This is a genomic window from Actinoplanes sp. NPDC004185 (assembly GCF_053603475.1).
This window is the reverse complement of the sequence record NZ_JBSGFR010000046.1, coordinates 1-16878: the sequence shown is the minus strand read 5'-3', so window position 1 is coordinate 16878 and position 16878 is coordinate 1. Positions and strand designations below refer to the sequence as shown.

Below are 16878 nucleotides of genomic sequence, written 5' to 3'. Positions count from 1 at the left end.
TCTAGGGCCGGCCCAGCCCTGTGATGAGCTCGCCCAGAGCTGCCGCGCCACCCTGCTGCAACTCGGGCGTCGGCACCAGGGCCATCACCGGCACGTCGACGCCGGCCGCCGCGTAACGCGCCACGTGCTCGCGGCACTGCGCCGGTGAGCCGTGCACGATCAGCTCGTCCACCACCTCGTCCGGGATCGCCGCCAGCGCGCCCTTGCGGTCGCCCGCCGCCCAGGCCGTCCACATCGGAGCCAGGGCGGGCTCGCGGCCGAGCCAGCGGTGGAACTCCGCGTACGCCGGGACGGTCAGGTAGGCCGCGATCATCCGGCGGCCGACCGTGCGGGCATAGGTCGCGTCCTCGGTCGGGCACACGAAGATGCGCGCCACCACGTCGAAGTCCGGCCGGTCGGTCTTGGCCTCGGCCAGCGCCCGCGGCACGTCGGTGGCTGCCAGCCAGTTCAGGATCACGCCGTCGGCGGCGGACGCGGCCAGCCGGAGCATGCCGGGACGCAGCGCGGCGAGCAGCACTGCCGGCGGGGTCGCGGGTGGGCGTTCGAGGCGGAAACGGCGTACCCGGAAGGTCTCGAACTCGCGGTCGACCACCTCGCCGGCCAGCGCCGCGCGCAGGAACTCCAGCATGTCCCGGCTGCGGGCGAACGGCTTGGTGAAATCGGCCGCGTTCCAGTCGCCGACGACGACCGGGGACGACGCGCCGATGCCGAGCTGGAACCGGCCCGGCGCGGCCTCGGCCAGCGCGGCGGCCGTCATCGCCAGCAGGGCCGGGCCGCGGGTGAAGACGGGGGTGATGGCCGTCCCGAGCCGGGCCCGCGGCTGCCAGGCGGCGGCCAGGGTCAGCGGGGTGAAGGCGTCGGTGCCGGCAACCTCGGACGACCACAGGTCGGTGAAACCCGCGTCGGTCAGGGCCGCGAAGACCGCGGCGTGCTCGGCCAGCGGCACCCCGCCCAGCGGTACGGTCATTCCCCATCGCTTCGGCATCTCCCGATCCTGCCCTGTGATCGAGGTGAGGTCCACCACTGTCACTTCCATCGACGGCCATCACGAGCAACTATTTGTACTGACCAGTCAGTTTGAAAAGTGGGTGCTGTGATGCCGGTTCTGACCGCTTCCGGGGCGGGCGTACGCCACCGCCGCCGGTGGCTCTTCCAAGACCTCGACGTGAGCGTCGAGCCGGGAGAGATCGTGGCGATCGTCGGCCCGCCGGGCAGCGGGCGCACGACGGTGCTGCTCGCGCTGTCGCACCGCTTCAAGCTCTCGGCCGGCCGGGTCACCGGGGCGGCCGCGCTGGGCTGGGTGCCCGGCGTGACGTCGCCCGAACCGGTGCTCACGGTGATCGAGCACGTCCGGGAACGGTTGCTGCTGACCGGTACATCCCCGCGGGAGGCCGGGCAGGTGCCACTGCTCGGCCTTGACCCGCGGATGAAGGGGTACGAGCTGAGCCCGTTCCAGCGGCAGTTGCTCGGGCTCGTGCTGGCCCGGCTGGAGCAGCCCGCGGTCATCGCGCTGGATGCGGTGGACGAGGGGCTGGACGAGGGCGAGACGCGGGAGTTGTGGGCTCAGCTGGAGTCGATCGCCCAGGACGGCGTTGCCGTGCTGGTGACAGCGCGCGAGGTCGACCCGGAGCGGGTGTCCATAGTGGTGCGGCTCGGGGCGACGGTCCGGCCGGCGGAGCAACGCGGAGCGGAACCGGAGCCCGGCGCAGCGGCCGAAGGCGATTCGGCAGCCATGGCCGAGCCCCCGGCCGGGACCGAGCCGACGACCGGAACCGAGACGGAGACGCGGGCCGACGATGAGCACGCGCCAGCGGAGAGCGACATCCAGCCGGACGACGACGCGCAGGAGGAGAAGTCATGACCGGTCCGTCCAGCGTCCGGCTCGCCGGGTTCGAGCTGCGCCGCTTCCTGCGCGGCCGCCTCCCCGCGGCCGCCCTCGTCGTCCTCTGCGTGGTCCCCCTGCTCTACGGCGCCCTCTACCTCTACGCCTTCTGGGATCCCTACGGACGGCTCAACCACATCCCCGCCGCCCTCGTCGTCGAGGACGTCACCGCCACCGCCGGTGACGGCACCAAGGTCCACGCCGGCCAGGATCTCGCCGACGAACTGATCAAGCGGGAGGTCTTCGACTGGCACGTCACCGACGAGCGCGGCGCCGAGGCCGGGCTGGCCGACGGCAGCTACCAGCTCGCGCTGCGCATCCCGCGGGACTTCTCCCAGGACCTCACCACCGGGCCGGATCCCGACGCCACCCCGACGTCCTCGCGGCTGGTGGTCATCAACGACGACGCCACCAACTACCTCTCCGGGGTCTTCTCCCGGACCGCGTTCCAGGAGGTCCAGGCGGCCGCCGCGCAGCGGGCCCAGGCCGGCTACTTCGACAAGATGCTGATCGGGTTCACCGACGCCAAGAAGGAGTCCGAGCGGGCCGCCGACGGCGCCGCGAAGCTGGCCGACGGCGTGAGCGACGCGAGCAGCGGCGCCGACCGGCTGGCCGGCGGCCTCACCGACGCCGACCGCGGCGCCGGGCAGCTCTCCGACGGTCTGGGCAGTGCCGCGCAGGGCGCCGACGACCTCGCCGACGGCCTGGCCACGTTGCAGGCCGGGGCGGCCCAGCTCGCCACCGGTACGCAGCAGGCGGCGACCGGCGGCCGGCAGCTCGCGACCGCGGTCGACACCGCCGCCGACAAGGTCGAGCCGTTGCTGCGGCAGAACGCCGAGCTGATCGCCGACGCCGCCGACCAGGTCGCCGACGGCGCCGAACTGCTCGCCCGCAACGTCGACAAGCTGGACGACGCGGCCGGCGATGCCGTGCAGCGGGCCCGGGAGCTGCAGAAGTACGTCGACGCGCTGCCCGGGGACATCCCGCAGCGGGCCGAGATGAAGGACCTCGCGCGGCAGCTGGTCGCCACCGCCGAGCGGGTGCAGTCCGCGGTCCACTCCGCCGACCTGGACGCGCTGAGCGCCCGGCTGCACGAGGTCGCCGCGACCGCCCGTCAGGTCGCCGCGGCCGCGCCGCACCTGGCCGACGACGTCGCCGCGGCCCGCAGCAGCGTCGACCGGCTCGCCGCCGGTCTCGGCGAGCTCGCCACCGGGGCCCAGCGGCTCAACAGCGGTGCCACCGATGCCGCGGCCGGTGCCGACGACCTGCGCGGGGGCATCTTCCGGCTGGCGTCCGGCGCGCGTGAGCTGGACGGCGGCCTCGACTCGCTGACGGCCGGCGGCCATCAGCTCGCCTCCGGCCTCGGCGACCTGCGCAGCGGTACCGCCAAGCTGGCATCCGGGCTGGCCGACGGGGCGGAGCAACTGCCGGGGTACGGCGACGACCCGTCCCACCGCGCGGACGTGCTCAGCGACCCGGTCGCCCTGAACCGCACGGTGCGCCACCCGGCCGCCACGTACGGCGTGGGTTTCGCCCCGTACTTCCTGGCTCTGGCCCTCTGGGTGGGTGCCATGATCACGTACATGGTGCTGCGCCCGCTGAACCGCCGGTACGTGGTGTCCGGGGCGCCCGCGTACCGGGTGGCGCTGGCCGGGCTGTTGCCGGCGGTGGCGATCGGGCTGACCCAGGCGTCGCTGCTGTTCGCGGTGGTGGTCTTCGGCCTCGGCCTCAACCCGGTGCACCCGCTGCTCACCCTGGGCCTGCTGATGCTCACGGCGACCGCCTTCGCGGCGATCATGCAGGTGCTCGGGGCCGCCCTCGGTCCGGCGGGCCGGATCGCCGCGCTGGCCCTGCTGATGCTGCAGCTGACGTCGTCGGGTGGCACCTACCCGGTGCAGACCTCGCCGGACTTCTTCCAGGCCGTGCACCCGCTGCTGCCGATGACCTACGTCGTGGACGCCCTGCGCCACGCGATCGACGGCGGCCCGGCCGGTACGGTGGTCACCGGCGCACTGGCGCTGCTCGGCTACGGGCTCACGGCGCTGGCCCTGACCGTGGCGGTGGCCCACCGGTCGCGGCGGCTGACCCCGTCCGACCTGCATCCGGAGCTGGTGATCTGACAATCGTGGACGGACGGACCCGCAGGCGCGAGGACACCCGGCAACGCCTGTTCGAGGCGGCGGTGGAGCTCATCGCCGAGCAGGGCTTCTCGGCGACCACGGTCGACGACATCGCGCTGCGGGCCAAGGTCGCCAAGGGCACCGTCTACTACAACTTCGCCTCCAAGACGGCCCTCTTCGAGGAGCTGCTGCGGCACGGGATCGGGCTGCTCACCGACGAGTTCCGCGCGGCGGTCGCCGGCCTGCCACCCCGGGACGCGGTCGACGCCCTGATCCGGGCCCAGCTGGAGTACATCCGCCGGTACCGGGCCTTCGCCCAGCTGCTGCTGTCGGAGATGTGGCGCACCAACCGGGAGTGGCAGCAGACGCTGGTGCTGCTGCGGGAGCAGGCGATCGGAGTGATCGCCGAGACCGTCCAGGCCGGGGTCGACTCCGGGGATCTGCCCGGGGATCTGGACGTGCGGGTGGCCTCGTCGGCGCTCTTCGGGGTGGGGCTGGTCGTGGCGGTCGACTGGCTGGTGTTCCAGCCGGAACGGTCCATCGAGGACGTCGAGCAGTCGCTGCTGTCGATCGTCCGCCGGGTCGCCTGAGCAACCCGGCGGACCAGAAACTCAGCCGACCGTGGAGCGGCTGCGCCAGGCGGTCGCGAAGGACGTCCGCCCGTTGGTGCGCAGCAGCGACCCCTCGTAGACGCGGGCGCCGACGGCGAGGAACACCACCGTGGAGACCGCCAGCACGAGCAGAGACACCACCGGCTCCCAGCCCGCCGCGTCCCCGGTGAACAGGCGCACCGGCATCGCGATCGGCGCGGAGAAGGGGATGTAGGACAACGCCGTCATCGCCGCGTCGTTCTCCCGCAGGAACAGCACCGCGAAGAACGGGCCCATGACCGCGAGCTGCAAGGGTGCCGAGGCGCCGTTGATGTCCTCCTGCCGTGCCGCGAGCGCGCCCACCCCGGCCCACAGCGTGGCCAGCATGACGAAGCCGATCAGGAAGAACGGCAGGAACCAGGCGATCGTCGGCCCGACCAGCGCGGTCACGTCCGCGTCCACCCCGGCGATCTGCATCCCGACCAGCGCGACCACCGCGATCAGGGCGATCTGCCCGAACGCCAGCAACGTCATCGCCGCCACCTTGCCGGCCAGCAGGGCCCGCACCGGCACGCTGGCCACCAGGATCTCGACGATCCGGGTCTGCTTCTCCTCGGTCACGCTCATCGCGATCTGCAGCCCGAAGGTGAACGAGGTCATGAAGAACAGGAAGGCCAGGGCGAACGGCACGACGAAGGCCAGGAACGGGTCGGTGGCGTCCGGGTCGAGCAGCCGCACCGGCGGCGCGGTGCTGAGCGCCTCGACCACCTCGGCCGGTGCTTCCTCCAGGGCGAGCACGGCCGGGCCGGCGACCACGGCCGCCTCCACGTCGCCGTCGCGCACGAGCCGTTCCGCCTCGGCGTCGGTGGTGACCGTACGCACCTCCAGGCCGGCCCGCTGCAGCGCCGTGGCCACCGTGCGGTCGGCCGTGGCGACCTTGGCCGGGCCGCCGTCGAGCAGCCCCGGCAGCACGGTGCTGGCGATGGCGATCAGCAGGAAGAAGGCCGTGCTGATCAGGAAGGTCTTGTCCCGGAGCTTGACCCGGATCTCGCGGGCGGCGACGAGCCGGGCGGCGGCAAGGGTGGTCACTGGTTCACCTCTCGGAAGATCTCGGCGAGCGACGGCGTGACGGGACCGAAGGAACGGACCGGGCCCCGGGCCAGCGCGGCGCGCAGCACCTCCTGGTCGTCGGCCCCGGAGGCGAGGTCGAAGACCGCGCGGGCGCCGTCCAGGTCGACCAGCGTCACCCCCGGGTGGTCGCGCAGCCAGCCGGCGTCGGTGTCGACCTCGACGGCGAAGCGGGGGAGCGCGTAACCGGCCCGCAGCTCGCCCCGGCTGCCCGAGGCCCGGATCCGGCCGGCCGCGATGATCACCAGGTCGTCGCAGAGCCGCTCGACCACGTCGAGCTGGTGGCTGGAGAAGAGCACCGGGGCGCCCGCGGCCGCGCGTTCCCGCAGGACGCCGACGACCACGTCGACGGCGAGCGGGTCGAGCCCGGAGAACGGCTCGTCCAGCACCAGCACCTCGGGGTCGTGGACCAGCGCGGCGGCGATCTGCACGCGCTGCTGATTGCCGAGCGACAACTTCTCCACCTGCTCGCCACCCCGGTCGCTCAGCCCCAGGCGCTCCAGCAGGGCGGCGGTGTTGCGGCGGGCGGCCTCGGCGCTCAGCCCGTGCAGGCGGCCCAGATAGACGATCTGATCGGCCACGGTCATCTTCGGATAGAGGCCACGTTCCTCCGGCATGTAGCCGAAACGGTGCCGCAGCTCCCGGGTGAGCGGGACGCCCTGCCAGGTCACCTCGCCGGCGTCCGCCGCGAGCACGCCGAGCATGATCCGCATCGTCGTGGTCTTGCCGGCGCCGTTCGCGCCGACGAAGCCGGTCATCCGCCCGGCCTCCACAGTGAACGAGACGTCCTCGAGCACCCGCCGGTCCCCGAAGCTGCGACTGACGGCCTCGACTTTCAGCACGTTGGTCATGCTCACCACGCTAGGCGGCGGGCGGCGTCCGCGAGTCCGGCCCGAGGATGATCACCGGGGTCCTCCGCTAGGAGGACCCCGGCCGCACCACTCCCAGCTCGTACGCGAGCACGACCGCCTGCGTCCGGTCCCGCGCCCCGATCTTCATGAGCACCCGGCTCACGTGCGTCTTGACGGTGGTCTCGCCCAGCCGCAGCCGCCCGGCGATCTCGGCGTTGGTGGCCCCGCCGGCCATCAGCACCAGCACCTCGTGCTCGCGCGGGGTCAGCTCGGCCAGCCGGGTCCCGGCGCCGGGCTGCCGCAGGGCCGGGTTGGCGAAGGTCTCGATGACCCGGCGGGTGATCGCGGGCGCGAGCAACGCGTCGCCCGCCGCGAGGACCCGGACCGCCTCGGTCAGCGCCTCCGGGGTGCCGTTCTTGAGCAGGAAGCCGCTGGCCCCGGCCTGCAGCGCGGCGAACAGGTAGTCGTCGCGATCGAAGGTGGTCAGGATCAGCACCGACGGGCCGTCGTGGGCGGTGACCCGCCGGGTGGCCTCCAGCCCGTCCATGCCGGGCATCTCGACGTCCATCAGGATCACGTCGGGCCGCAGCCGGCCGGCCAGGGCGACCGCCTGGGTGCCGTCGGCGGCCTCGCCCACGACCTCGATGTCGTCCTCGCTCTCCAGGATGGCCCGGAAGCCGGTGCGCACCAGCTGGTGGTCATCGGCCAGCAGAACCCGGATCATCGCTGCTCCCCGGCGGTGGTCGGGGTCCGGGAGAGGGGCAGCCGCGCGCGGACGCGGTAGCCGCCGCCGGTGCGCGGTCCGCTCTCCAGCACGCCCTCGTGCACCGCCACCCGTTCGCGCATGCCGATCAGGCCGAGCCCGCCGGCCGGAGCGGGGACGGCGCCGCGGCCGTCGTCGGCCACGTCGACCTCCAGCTCGCCGGCCAGGTAACGGATCCGGATGTCGAGCGTGGACGCGTGGGCGTGCTTCAGGGTGTTCGTCACGGCCTCCTGGATGATCCGGTACGCCGCCTGCGACACGGAACCGGGTAGCGGCACAGGGTCGCCGTACACGTTGCAGGTCGCGGTGAGGCCCGCCTCCCGGGCGCGGGCCACCAGCTCGTCGACCCGGTCCAGGGTGGCCTCAGCCGGTGGCTGCTCGCCGGCGCCGCCGGTGTCGCGCAGCGCGCCGAGCATGCGTCGCAGCTCGTCGACGGCGGTCCGGGCGCTGTCCTCGACGGCCGTCAGGGCCGTACGGGCCCGCTCGGGGTCCTTGTCCAGCATCCGGCGGCAGGCCGAGGCCTGGATGCCCATCACCGACACGTGGTGGGCCACCACGTCGTGCAGCTCGCGGGCGATCCGGACCCGCTCGCCGATGACCGCCCGCTCACCGGCCACCGCCTGCGCCGCCCGCAGCTCGGTCGTCCGCCGTTCGAGCTGCCACTGCCGCCGGGCCGCCTCGCCCAGGGCGTACGCGAAGCCGAAGAACGCCACGTTGATGATGGTGCTGTTGAGCAGGGCGGCCAGCAGCGGGGGCAGCTCGCCGGAGGCGCCGGGCGGACCGTCGGCGAGGACTTCGTCATGGGCGAGGAACCAGGCGATGGCCAGCCAGAGGAACATCACGGCGATGATCGTCAGGCGCAGCCGGCGGCTCCGGCGCCGGTTGCGCCCCCAGGCGCCGAGGGTGTAGATCGCGACGAAGAGAGCCCCGGAGGCCAGCTGCTGCTCCTGCGAACCACGGACCTGGGCGCCGATGAAGAAGATCGCGACCAGCACCGCGACGACATCCGGATGGCTGCGGCGCCAGATCAGCGGCAGCGTCACCGCCAGTGTCCAGCCGAGCTGCTCGGTCACCGTGGGCACCGGACCGGAGGCGAACAGACCGACGCTGCGGGCCAGGAAGACGTTGAGCACCGCGACCGTGGCGATGGCCAGGGCGATGCCGAGGTCGATGCGGCGCTGGCGGGGAGTCGGTCCGGGCCGCGGCCCGTCGTCGACGGTCGGGGAGGTCATCCACCGACGATCGCACGGCTGCCGGGCCGGGGCTCCGGTCGGGTACGGCGGACCGTAGCGGCCACGATCGACGTGCCGACCAGCCAGCTCACCGCCACCACCAGGGCTGCCCGTTCGAGACCGGCGCTCACCGGCCCGCGGCCGGACAGCAGCATGGTCAGCCCGAGCACCGCACCGAGCGGCACGATGATCGCGACAGCGGTGGTGGACAGGCGGCGCAGCACGGGTCCGAAGGGTGCGGAGAGGGCCACCAGGGCCATGGCCCCGGCCAGCAGCACCATGCCGATGACGCTGGCCGCGGTGTGGCTGACGTCGGCCACGGTCGTCGGCTCGTACGGCGGGAGCGGGCAGCCGCTGGTGCACGGCACCACGCCCGACGTGCCGGCCAGCAGCGCCGCGAGGCCGAGCAGGGTGGCCACCGGCCGTGAGTCGCGCCCCAGGACCCGGCCCAGCAGCGCCACCCCCACCGCCAGCCCGACGAGCCCGCAGCGGTACGCGACAGCCAGCGGCATGCCGGTCGTGCCGGCCTCGCTGACGTAGCCCTCGGTCCAGGGACCCGGCGCGGCGACCAGCCCGGCGAGCATGGTGAGCGCACCCACCAGGACTGCCACGCCGGCCAGGGCGGCAACCCGGTCGTGGCGGTACCCGAGCGCAACCATGATCTCCACCGTAGCCCGGCGGAGCTCCCGGACTGATCCAATGGTGGGTGTGGGAGAGCGGCGCACGATCGTGGTCACGGGTGGCAGTTCCGGTATCGGGCTGGCCGCGGCGGCCGCGTTCGCCCGCGACGGCGACGAGGTGGTGCTGCTGGGCCGCGATCCGGGGCGGCTGCGGCACGCGGTCGACGTGGTGCGGGAGGCCGGCGGGAGCACGCCGGCGGCGTACCGGGCCGACTTCGCGGTGCTGGACGAGGTGCGGGCGGCCGGGGCCGCGCTGGCGGCGGCCCACGAGCGGGTCGACGTGCTGGTCAACAACGCCGGGCAGCTCGCGCCGGCCCGGCGGCTGACCGCCGACGGGTTCGACCCGTGCGTCCAGATCAACCATTTCGGCGGCTTCCTGCTCGCCCACATGCTGCTGGACCGGCTGCGGGCGGCGGCGGCCGCGCGGATCGTCACGACCGGCTCCGCGGCCGAGGCGTGGGGCACGCTGGACGTGCGGCGGCCCGGCCGGCGTCAGGTCAGCCGGTGGACCGCGTACGGCGCCAGCAAACAGGCCAACCTGCTCTTCACCATCGAGGCGGCCCGCCGCTGGGGCCCGTACGGGATCGTGCCGACCTGTTTCTTCCCCGGCCTGATCCGCAGCCGCTTCGGCCGGCAGAGTCCGCTCTTCTCCCTCGGCAAGCTGGTCTTCCGCAGCCCGGAGCAGGGCGCGGACACGTTGCTGTGGCTGGCGGACGATCCGGCCGCCGCGGTGCCGGGCGGCTACTTCGCGTGGCGCCGGCCGTTCGGCGCCACCGGGCGTTCCGTCGATCCGGCCCGGGCTCGGCAGCTCTGGGAGGCCAGCCTGGCCGCCGTCTACGGCGCGGAGGGGGAGCGGTCGCCGCGCGGTGAGCCGTAGTAGTGCGTGGTCGCGATGTCCGGCCGGGTCGGGGTCGGCAGGTCCGCGTCGTCGTCGGCGGTCAGCGTGCCACCCAGGTCGACGATGCGCCGGTGCGCCGCCGCCAGCCGGTCCTCCAGCGTCACGATCCGGCAGGCGGCGCTGAGCAGCATGCCCTCGTCCAGCAGTTGCCGGACCCGGACCGCGAGCTGCAGCTGGTGCCGCGAGTAGCGGCGGTGCCCGCCCAGCGAGCGTTCCGGCTCGATCAGGCCGGCGGTGCCCAGGCTGCGCAGGAAGGCCGGCGTCACGCCGATCATGTCGGCGGCCCGGCCCATGGTGTACGCCGGGAAGTCGGCGTCGTCGAACGCGGTGCTCATGGTGCCTTCCGTGCGGGTCTGGACACAGTCCAAGGCCCCGGCGGGTTACCGGGGCCTTGGCTGTTCAATTCTGTGGCCGACCGTCGTCGGCGAGGCTCATCTGCTTGCGTGCCGCTAGCGGATGGCCTGAGTGATGGGCATCGGCTGCGATCACCTCTTGTCGGGTCGGGGACTTGGCGAGTTCGCGTTGCTGCGGTATCTCGTCCTCCTTACCAACTCAGAGTCATTGCCAGTTGCGTGCCGGCTGTGCGTGGCCGACCTCTGTGATGTTATGCCTGCTACTGGCAGATTTCTAGTCTCGCCGCTGTAGATTTTTAGGGCGAAAGGGGCGGCGGCACGGGACGGGCGCGTGGCACAGCGCGATGCTGCGTCGAGAGAGAGGTGACCGCGCCCCGCGCCGCCGCGGGTTGGGGAGCCGTGGGCTGCCCCGAGTCTTCCGCGAAGCCTGCCGAGGGCTCGCGCGCCGAGTGGCGTCGTCAGGGAAGTTGCCCTGACATGTCTACGAGTGTGCGGGTTGCTTCCGGCGCCCGGCAACGCAATTAACGCCGTTCATTGACGGGCGTAACACCGGGGGGAGATCATCACCGGACAGCGGTGGCCCAGGTCACATCTGCCCCTCGGATCCAGGGAGTCGTTATGAGCGTTGAGCCTCCCAGCACCGACGAAGAACGCCTTGCCCAACTCGGCTACCAGCAGGAACTGCACCGCCGACTGTCCGGCTTCTCGAACTTCGCGGTCTCCTTCTCGATCATCTCCATCCTGGCCGGCGCGATCACCTCGTACGGGATCGCCATGAACGCCGGTGGCCCGCTGGCCATCACGCTCGGCTGGCTCTTCGTCGGCATCATGGTCACCTTCGTGGCGCTGGCGATGGCCGAGGTCTGCTCGGCCTATCCGACCGCCGGTGCCCTCTACTGGTGGGCCGCCGCGCTCGCCAAACGCAACAAGGCCGCGTGGGCCTGGTTCATCGGCTGGTTCAACTTCCTCGGCGAGGTGGCCGTCACCGCGGCGATCGACTTCGGCGCGGCCATCACCACGTCGGCGTTCCTCAGCCTGACCTTCGACATGGAGGTCACCAAGGGCCGTACGTTCCTGATCTTCCTGGTCCTGATCGTCGCGCACGGCCTGCTGAACACCTTCGGGGTGAGCCTGGTCCGGCTGCTCTCCGACGTCAGCGCCTGGTGGCACCTGGTCGGCGTCGCGGTGATCGTGGTGGTCCTCGCCGTCGTACCGGACCAGCACAAGCCGATCTCCGAGGTGTTCTTCGAGGTCAGGAACGAGACCGGCTTCACGTTCCAGGGAGCCGCGTTCTACGCGGTGCTGATCGGTCTGCTGATGGCGCAGTACACGTACACCGGTTATGACGCCTCGGCGCACGTGGCCGAGGAGACCCACGACGCCGCCCGGGCCGCGCCGCGCGGCATCGTGCTCTCGGTCGTGGTCTCGATCATCGCCGGCTTCGTGCTGCTGGTGGCCATCACCTGGTCGATCCAGGACTACGACGCGCAACGGACCACCGAGCTCGGACTGCCGCCCGCGCAGATCTTCATCGACGCGGCCGGCCACAACCTGGGCACGTTCCTGCTGTTCATCTGCGTGGTCGCCCAGTTCTTCTGCGGCATGGCGTCGGTGACGGCCAACTCCCGGATGTCGTACGCGTTCGCCCGGGACGGCGCGCTGCCCGGCTCCCGGCTGTGGAAGAAGGTCAACCCCCGGACGGGTACGCCGACCAACTCCATCTGGCTCTGCGTGACCATCTCGACCCTGCTGGTGCTGCCGTCGCTGTGGAACACCACCGCGTACGCGGCGGCGACCTCGATCGCGGTCATCGGGCTCTACATCGCCTACGTCGGCCCGGTGCTGCTGCGGCGGCTCAACCCGGACTTCCGGCCGGGGCCGTGGAACCTGGGCCGGTGGAGTGCGGCGGTCGGCTGGATCGCGATCGTCTGGGTGGTGCTCATCTGCGTGCTGTTCGTCCTGCCGGTGGCCGGCCCGATCACCGCGGCGAACTTCAACTACACGATCTTCGCCGTCGTGGTGGTCGTCGGCGGGGCCACCCTGTGGTGGTTCGCCAGTGCCCGCAAGTGGTTCACCGGGCCGAAGCAGAACCTGATCGAGAAGGCCGCGCACGGAGAGCAGACGATGCCGGCCGGGGAGTGATCTGCTAGAGGCGGGGCCGGGCAGCCGCCCGGCCCCCACACCCTCCGAAGGGAACCGGATGGATCTCGAAGACCTCGACGTCGCCGTCACCAACGGCAGCATCGACACGGTCCTGCTCGCGCTGACCGACATGCAGGGGCGGCTCCAGGGCAAACGACTGCACGGCCGGTTCTTCATGGACGAGGTCGCCTCCGGGGCGAGCGAGGGCTGCAACTATCTGCTCGCGGTCGACGTCGACATGAACACCGTCGACGGGTACGAGATGTCGTCGTGGAACAGCGGCTACGGCGACTTCGTCATGCGTCCCGACTTCAGCACGCTGCGGCCCGTACCGTGGCTGCCCGGCACGGCCATGGTCCTCGCCGACCTGGAGACCACCGACGGCGGGCCGGTCTACGCCTCGCCCCGGCAGATCCTGCGCCGCCAACTCGACCGGCTCGCCGAGCACGGCCTGACCGCGTTCGCCGGCACCGAGCTGGAGTTCGTGCTCTACAAGGACACCTACGAGCAGGCGTTCAGCAAGAGCTACCGCGACCTGACCCCGGCGAATCAATACAACGTGGACTATTCGCTGCTCGGCACCACCCGGGTCGAGCCGCTGCTGCGCCGCATCCGCAACGAGATGTACGGCGCCGGCCTGGTGCCGGAGAGCGCCAAGGGCGAGTGCAACCTCGGCCAGCACGAGATCGCCTTCCGCTACGCCGACGCGCTGACCTGCGCCGACAACCACGTGATCTACAAGAACGGGGCCAAGGAGATCGCCGCCCAGGAGGGCATGGCACTGACCTTCATGGCCAAGCCCAACGAGCGGGAGGGCAACTCCTGCCACATCCACTTCTCGCTGCGCGGCGAGGACGGCCGGTCGGCGATGCTCGGCGACGGCCCGGCCCACCTGAGCGTGACCGGGCAGCGGGTGCTGGCCGGCCTGCTCGCCACCATGCGCGAGTTCAGCCTGCTCTTCGCCCCGAACATCAACTCCTACAAGCGTTACCAGCCCGGCTCGTTCGCGCCGACCGCGCTGCGCTGGGGCGTCGACAACCGCACCTGCTCGCTGCGGATGGCCGGGCACGGCCAGGGCATGCGGGTGGAGAACAGGGTGCCCGGCGGGGACGTGAACCCGTACCTGGCCATCGCGGCGCTGATCGCGGGCGCGCTGCACGGGCTGGAGAACGAACTGGAGCTGGAGGACGAGTTCCGGGGCAACGCCTACGACGACGCCTCCGCGCCCCGGGTGCCCGGGCATCTGCGCGACGCGGTGGAGTTGTGGGAGCTCAGCCCGGTGGCAGCGGAGGCATTCGGGCCCGAGGTGGTCGCTCACTACGCGAACATGGGCAAGATTGAGCTGGCCGCCTTCGACGCGGCGGTCACCGACTGGGAGCTTAAGCGAGGTTTCGAACGCCTGTGACAGATGTCATCAATCCGGCTACGGGGACTGTGCTCACCTCCGTACCGTTGCTCGGTCTGACAGAAACCGACGCCGCGATCGAGCGGGCCCACCAGGCCTTCGGATCCTGGCGCCAGGTGGCGCCCGGGGACCGGGCGCGGCTGCTGCGGCGCTTCGCCGCGCTCGTCGACGACCACCTCGAGGAGCTCGCGGCGCTGGAGGTCGGCAACGCCGGGCACACCATCGGCAACGCCCGTTGGGAGGCCGGCAACGTCCGGGACGTCCTCAACTACTACGCGGGGGCGCCGGAGCGCCTGTCCGGCCGGCAGATCCCGGTGGCCGGCGGGCTCGACGTGACGTTCCACGAGCCGCTCGGCGTGGTCGGGATCATCGTGCCGTGGAACTTCCCGATGCCGATCGCCGGCTGGGGCTTCGCCCCGGCCCTCGCGGCCGGCAACACCGTCGTGCTCAAGCCGGCCGAGCTCACCCCGCTGACCGCCATCCGGCTCGGTGAGCTGGCGCTGGCGGCCGGCCTGCCGGAAGGCGTGTTCACCGTGCTGCCGGGCAAGGGCAGCGTGGTCGGGCAGCGCTTCGTCACCCATCCGGCGGTCCGCAAGGTCTGCTTCACCGGCTCCACCGGGGTCGGGAAGTCGATCATGGCGGGCTGCGCCGACCAGGTGAAACGGGTGACGCTGGAGCTCGGTGGCAAGAGTGCCAACATCGTCTTCGCCGACGCCGATCTGGAACGGGCCGCCGCGGCGGCCCCCGGCGGGGTCTTCGACAACGCCGGCCAGGACTGCTGCTCCCGGTCCCGGCTGCTGGTCCAGGAGTCGGTGTACGACCGTTTCCTCGCCCTGCTGGAACCGGCGGTCAAGGCGTTCCGGGTCCAGGACCCGGCCCTGGAGACCGCCGAGATGGGCCCGCTGATCTCCGCCGGGCACCGGGACAAGGTGGCGTCGTACACCGCGGACGCGGACGTCGCGTTCGCCGGAGAGGCACCCGCCGGGGACGGCTGGTGGTTCCCGCCGACCGTCCTGCTGGCCCACTCCACCGGGGACCCGCACTGGCGCGAGGAGGTCTTCGGGCCGGTGCTGTCGGTGCTGCCCTTCCGCGACGAGGAAGAAGCGGTCCGGCTGGCCAACGACACCGAGTACGGCCTGTCAGGTTCGATCTGGACCCGCGACCTGGGCCGGGCGCTGCGGGTCTCACGCGGGGTCGAGACCGGCAACCTGAGTGTCAACTCGCACTCGTCGGTGCGCTACTGGACGCCGTTCGGCGGGATGAAGCAGTCCGGCCTGGGCCGGGAGCTCGGCCCCGACGCGCTGCTGTCGTTCACCGACGTCAAGAACGTGTTCATCTCGACGGAAGCCTGAGAGGTCAGCTGTGGAGCGTTTGCAGGATCGGGTCGCCGTCATCACCGGTGCCGGTAGCGGTATCGGACTGGCCACCGCCCGGCGGTTCGCGGCCGAGGGGGCCAAGGTCGTCTGCGTCGACATCTCGACGGACGCGGGCAAGGCCGCCGCCGACGAGGTGGGCGGCGAGTTCGTCGCTTGTGACGTCACCGACGAGGAAGCGGTCAAGGCGCTGTTCGACGGGGTGGCCGAGCGGTACGGCCGGGTCGACATCGCGTTCAACAACGCCGGGATCTCGCCCCCCGACGACGACTCGATCCTGGTCACCGGCCTGGACGCGTGGGAACGGGTGCTGCGGGTGAACACCACGAGCGTGTTCTTCTGCTGCAAGTACGCGATCCCGCACATGCAGCGCCAGGGCAAGGGGTCGATCATCAACACCGCGTCGTTCGTGGCGCTGCTGGGCGCGGCGACCTCGCAGATCGCGTACACCGCGAGCAAGGGCGGGGTGCTGGCGATGACCCGCGAGCTGGGCGTGCAGTTCGCCCGCGAGGGCATCCGGATCAACGCGCTGTGCCCCGGACCGGTCGCTACGCCGCTGCTCATGGACCTTTTCGCCAAGGATCCGGAGCGGGCCGCGCGCCGGCTGGTGCACGTCCCGATGGGCCGCTTCGCCGAGCCGGCCGAGATCGCCGCCGCGGTCGCGTTCCTGGCCAGCGACGACGCGTCGTTCATGACCGCGTCCCAGTTCGTCGTCGACGGTGGCATCACCGGTGCGTATGTAACTCCGCTTTGACATCCTCTCCGAACTGAAGGACGGAGATTCCCTCCACGCTGCGCGTGTAACACGCAACGTCCGGGTGGGTTACCGCTTCGCCGCGCGGCGCCGGGACGAGTCCTGGTCTTACCTGCGCTCCACGGTCGTTTCCGTTGTCCGCCTGTCCGGCGGCCAACACGTTCTGGGCGGCGTTCACGTCTCGGTCGTGGTGACTGCCGCACGGGCAGTCCCACGTCCGGACGTCGAGCGCCATCTTGGCGTTGATCCGGCCACACTGCGAGCACATCCGGGTGGACGGGAAGAACCGGTCCACCCGGCCGAACGCCCTGCCGTACCGGGCGGCCTTGTACTCCAACATGCCGATGAAACTGGCCCAGCCCGCATCGTGCACGGACTTCGCCAGCCGGGTCCGGCCGAGACCGGCCACGCACAAGTCCTCGACGTACACCGCTTGCTTCTCGCGGATGATCGTCGTGGACAGCTTGTGCTGCCAGTCGCGCCGGGTGTCGGCCACCTGGGCGTGTGCCCTGGCGACCTTGACGACGGCCTTCTTGCGGTTCTGGCTCCCGCGCTGTTTGCGGGAGAGGGCCTGCTGCAACCGCTTGAGCTTGCGGGCCGCACGCCGCAGGAATCTCGGCGCCGCGACTTTCGTGCTGTCCGAACAGACGGCGAAGTGCGTCAGCCCCAGGTCGATACCGACCTCGGACTCGACTGTCGGCAACGCC

Annotated in this window: 16 protein-coding genes; 8 read left to right on the top strand and 8 right to left on the bottom strand. The window is 71.8% G+C overall.

The features are described from left to right. Position 1: 1 nt before the first annotated feature. A complete protein-coding gene (locus ACWEOZ_RS34995) occupies positions 2-985 on the bottom strand; it encodes an LLM class F420-dependent oxidoreductase (RefSeq protein WP_451914949.1) in 984 nt (327 codons plus the stop codon). 111 nt (positions 986-1096) lie between these two features. Between ACWEOZ_RS34995 and ACWEOZ_RS34990 the strand changes: the two genes are divergently transcribed. From ACWEOZ_RS34990 to ACWEOZ_RS34980, 3 genes are read left to right on the top strand one after another with little or no spacing between them, the layout of a single operon-like run. Beyond that, positions 1097-1861 (top strand): ABC transporter ATP-binding protein, encoded by a 765-nt coding sequence (locus ACWEOZ_RS34990; protein ID WP_451914948.1) that lies wholly within the window; start codon positions 1097-1099, stop codon positions 1859-1861. Continuing rightward, the gene (locus tag ACWEOZ_RS34985) at positions 1858-4002 is read left to right on the top strand and encodes a YhgE/Pip family protein (protein WP_451914947.1); all 2145 of its coding nucleotides are present in this window, start codon (positions 1858-1860) and stop codon (positions 4000-4002) included. Before ACWEOZ_RS34990 ends, ACWEOZ_RS34985 begins: the two co-directional genes overlap by 4 nt. 2 nt (positions 4003-4004) lie before the next feature. Next, complete coding sequence (locus ACWEOZ_RS34980) at positions 4005-4592, top strand: TetR/AcrR family transcriptional regulator (RefSeq protein ID WP_451914993.1); 588 nt, start codon at positions 4005-4007, stop codon at positions 4590-4592. A gap of 21 nt (positions 4593-4613) precedes the next feature. Here the strand turns inward: ACWEOZ_RS34980 and ACWEOZ_RS34975 are convergent, their stop codons facing one another. The 5 genes from ACWEOZ_RS34975 to ACWEOZ_RS34955 form a co-directional block, all read right to left on the bottom strand. Beyond that, positions 4614-5681, bottom strand: a complete 1068-nt coding sequence (locus tag ACWEOZ_RS34975; RefSeq protein WP_451914946.1) for an ABC transporter permease — start codon at positions 5679-5681, stop codon at positions 4614-4616. After that, a complete protein-coding gene (locus ACWEOZ_RS34970) occupies positions 5678-6571 on the bottom strand; it encodes an ABC transporter ATP-binding protein (protein ID WP_451914945.1) in 894 nt (297 codons plus the stop codon). The genes ACWEOZ_RS34975 and ACWEOZ_RS34970 overlap by 4 nt, the downstream gene beginning before the upstream one ends. Positions 6572-6638: 67 nt before the next feature. Continuing rightward, entirely contained in the window at positions 6639-7295 is a 657-nt protein-coding gene (locus ACWEOZ_RS34965; protein ID WP_451914944.1) for a response regulator, read from the bottom strand. After that, on the bottom strand, positions 7292-8566 hold the full coding sequence (locus ACWEOZ_RS34960) for a sensor histidine kinase (RefSeq protein ID WP_451914943.1): 1275 nt from the start codon (positions 8564-8566) through the stop codon (positions 7292-7294). Before ACWEOZ_RS34960 ends, ACWEOZ_RS34965 begins: the two co-directional genes overlap by 4 nt. Further along, positions 8563-9225, bottom strand: a complete 663-nt coding sequence (locus ACWEOZ_RS34955) for a DUF998 domain-containing protein (RefSeq protein ID WP_451914942.1) — start codon at positions 9223-9225, stop codon at positions 8563-8565. The genes ACWEOZ_RS34960 and ACWEOZ_RS34955 overlap by 4 nt, the downstream gene beginning before the upstream one ends. A gap of 67 nt (positions 9226-9292) precedes the next feature. Here ACWEOZ_RS34955 and ACWEOZ_RS34950 point away from each other — a divergent pair, with 67 nt between their 5' ends. Next, on the top strand, positions 9293-10123 hold the full coding sequence (locus ACWEOZ_RS34950) for an SDR family NAD(P)-dependent oxidoreductase (RefSeq protein ID WP_451914992.1): 831 nt from the start codon (positions 9293-9295) through the stop codon (positions 10121-10123). Here the strand turns inward: ACWEOZ_RS34950 and ACWEOZ_RS34945 are convergent. Then, on the bottom strand, positions 10081-10479 hold the full coding sequence (locus ACWEOZ_RS34945; protein WP_451914941.1) for a helix-turn-helix domain-containing protein: 399 nt from the start codon (positions 10477-10479) through the stop codon (positions 10081-10083). The genes ACWEOZ_RS34950 and ACWEOZ_RS34945 overlap by 43 nt on opposite strands. A gap of 636 nt (positions 10480-11115) precedes the next feature. Between ACWEOZ_RS34945 and ACWEOZ_RS34940 the strand changes: the two genes are divergently transcribed. The 4 genes from ACWEOZ_RS34940 to ACWEOZ_RS34925 are packed head-to-tail and all read left to right on the top strand — an operon-like array spanning position 11116 to position 16171. Beyond that, positions 11116-12639 (top strand): amino acid permease, encoded by a 1524-nt coding sequence (locus ACWEOZ_RS34940; RefSeq protein WP_451914940.1) that lies wholly within the window; start codon positions 11116-11118, stop codon positions 12637-12639. A gap of 58 nt (positions 12640-12697) precedes the next feature. Continuing rightward, entirely contained in the window at positions 12698-14044 is a 1347-nt protein-coding gene (locus ACWEOZ_RS34935; RefSeq protein WP_451914939.1) for a glutamine synthetase family protein, read from the top strand. After that, positions 14041-15396 carry an aldehyde dehydrogenase family protein gene (locus ACWEOZ_RS34930; RefSeq protein ID WP_451914938.1) on the top strand — a complete coding sequence of 452 codons (1356 nt, stop codon included), beginning with the start codon at positions 14041-14043 and terminating at the stop codon, positions 15394-15396. Before ACWEOZ_RS34935 ends, ACWEOZ_RS34930 begins: the two co-directional genes overlap by 4 nt. Before the next feature lie 10 nt (positions 15397-15406). Beyond that, complete coding sequence (locus ACWEOZ_RS34925) at positions 15407-16171, top strand: 3-oxoacyl-ACP reductase (RefSeq protein ID WP_360549836.1); 765 nt, start codon at positions 15407-15409, stop codon at positions 16169-16171. Here ACWEOZ_RS34925 and ACWEOZ_RS34920 read toward each other — a convergent pair. Further along, on the bottom strand, positions 16143-16878 hold a 736-nt coding region (locus tag ACWEOZ_RS34920; RefSeq protein WP_451914937.1), incomplete at its 5' end, for an RNA-guided endonuclease InsQ/TnpB family protein. The genes ACWEOZ_RS34925 and ACWEOZ_RS34920 overlap by 29 nt on opposite strands.

What these genes read in the sequence shown, in the direction of transcription:
- ACWEOZ_RS34995 (WP_451914949.1), bottom strand. Translation starts at nt 985, where the DNA reads ATGCCGAAGCGATGGGGAATGACCGTACCGCTGGGCGGGGTGCCGCTG.
- ACWEOZ_RS34990 (WP_451914948.1), top strand. Translation starts at nt 1,097, where the DNA reads ATGCCGGTTCTGACCGCTTCCGGGGCGGGCGTACGCCACCGCCGCCGG.
- ACWEOZ_RS34985 (WP_451914947.1), top strand. Translation starts at nt 1,858, where the DNA reads ATGACCGGTCCGTCCAGCGTCCGGCTCGCCGGGTTCGAGCTGCGCCGC.
- ACWEOZ_RS34970 (WP_451914945.1), bottom strand. Translation starts at nt 6,571, where the DNA reads ATGACCAACGTGCTGAAAGTCGAGGCCGTCAGTCGCAGCTTCGGGGAC.
- ACWEOZ_RS34965 (WP_451914944.1), bottom strand. Translation starts at nt 7,295, where the DNA reads ATGATCCGGGTTCTGCTGGCCGATGACCACCAGCTGGTGCGCACCGGC.
- ACWEOZ_RS34960 (WP_451914943.1), bottom strand. Translation starts at nt 8,566, where the DNA reads ATGACCTCCCCGACCGTCGACGACGGGCCGCGGCCCGGACCGACTCCC.
- ACWEOZ_RS34955 (WP_451914942.1), bottom strand. Translation starts at nt 9,225, where the DNA reads ATGGTTGCGCTCGGGTACCGCCACGACCGGGTTGCCGCCCTGGCCGGC.
- ACWEOZ_RS34945 (WP_451914941.1), bottom strand. Translation starts at nt 10,479, where the DNA reads ATGAGCACCGCGTTCGACGACGCCGACTTCCCGGCGTACACCATGGGC.
- ACWEOZ_RS34940 (WP_451914940.1), top strand. Translation starts at nt 11,116, where the DNA reads ATGAGCGTTGAGCCTCCCAGCACCGACGAAGAACGCCTTGCCCAACTC.
- ACWEOZ_RS34935 (WP_451914939.1), top strand. Translation starts at nt 12,698, where the DNA reads ATGGATCTCGAAGACCTCGACGTCGCCGTCACCAACGGCAGCATCGAC.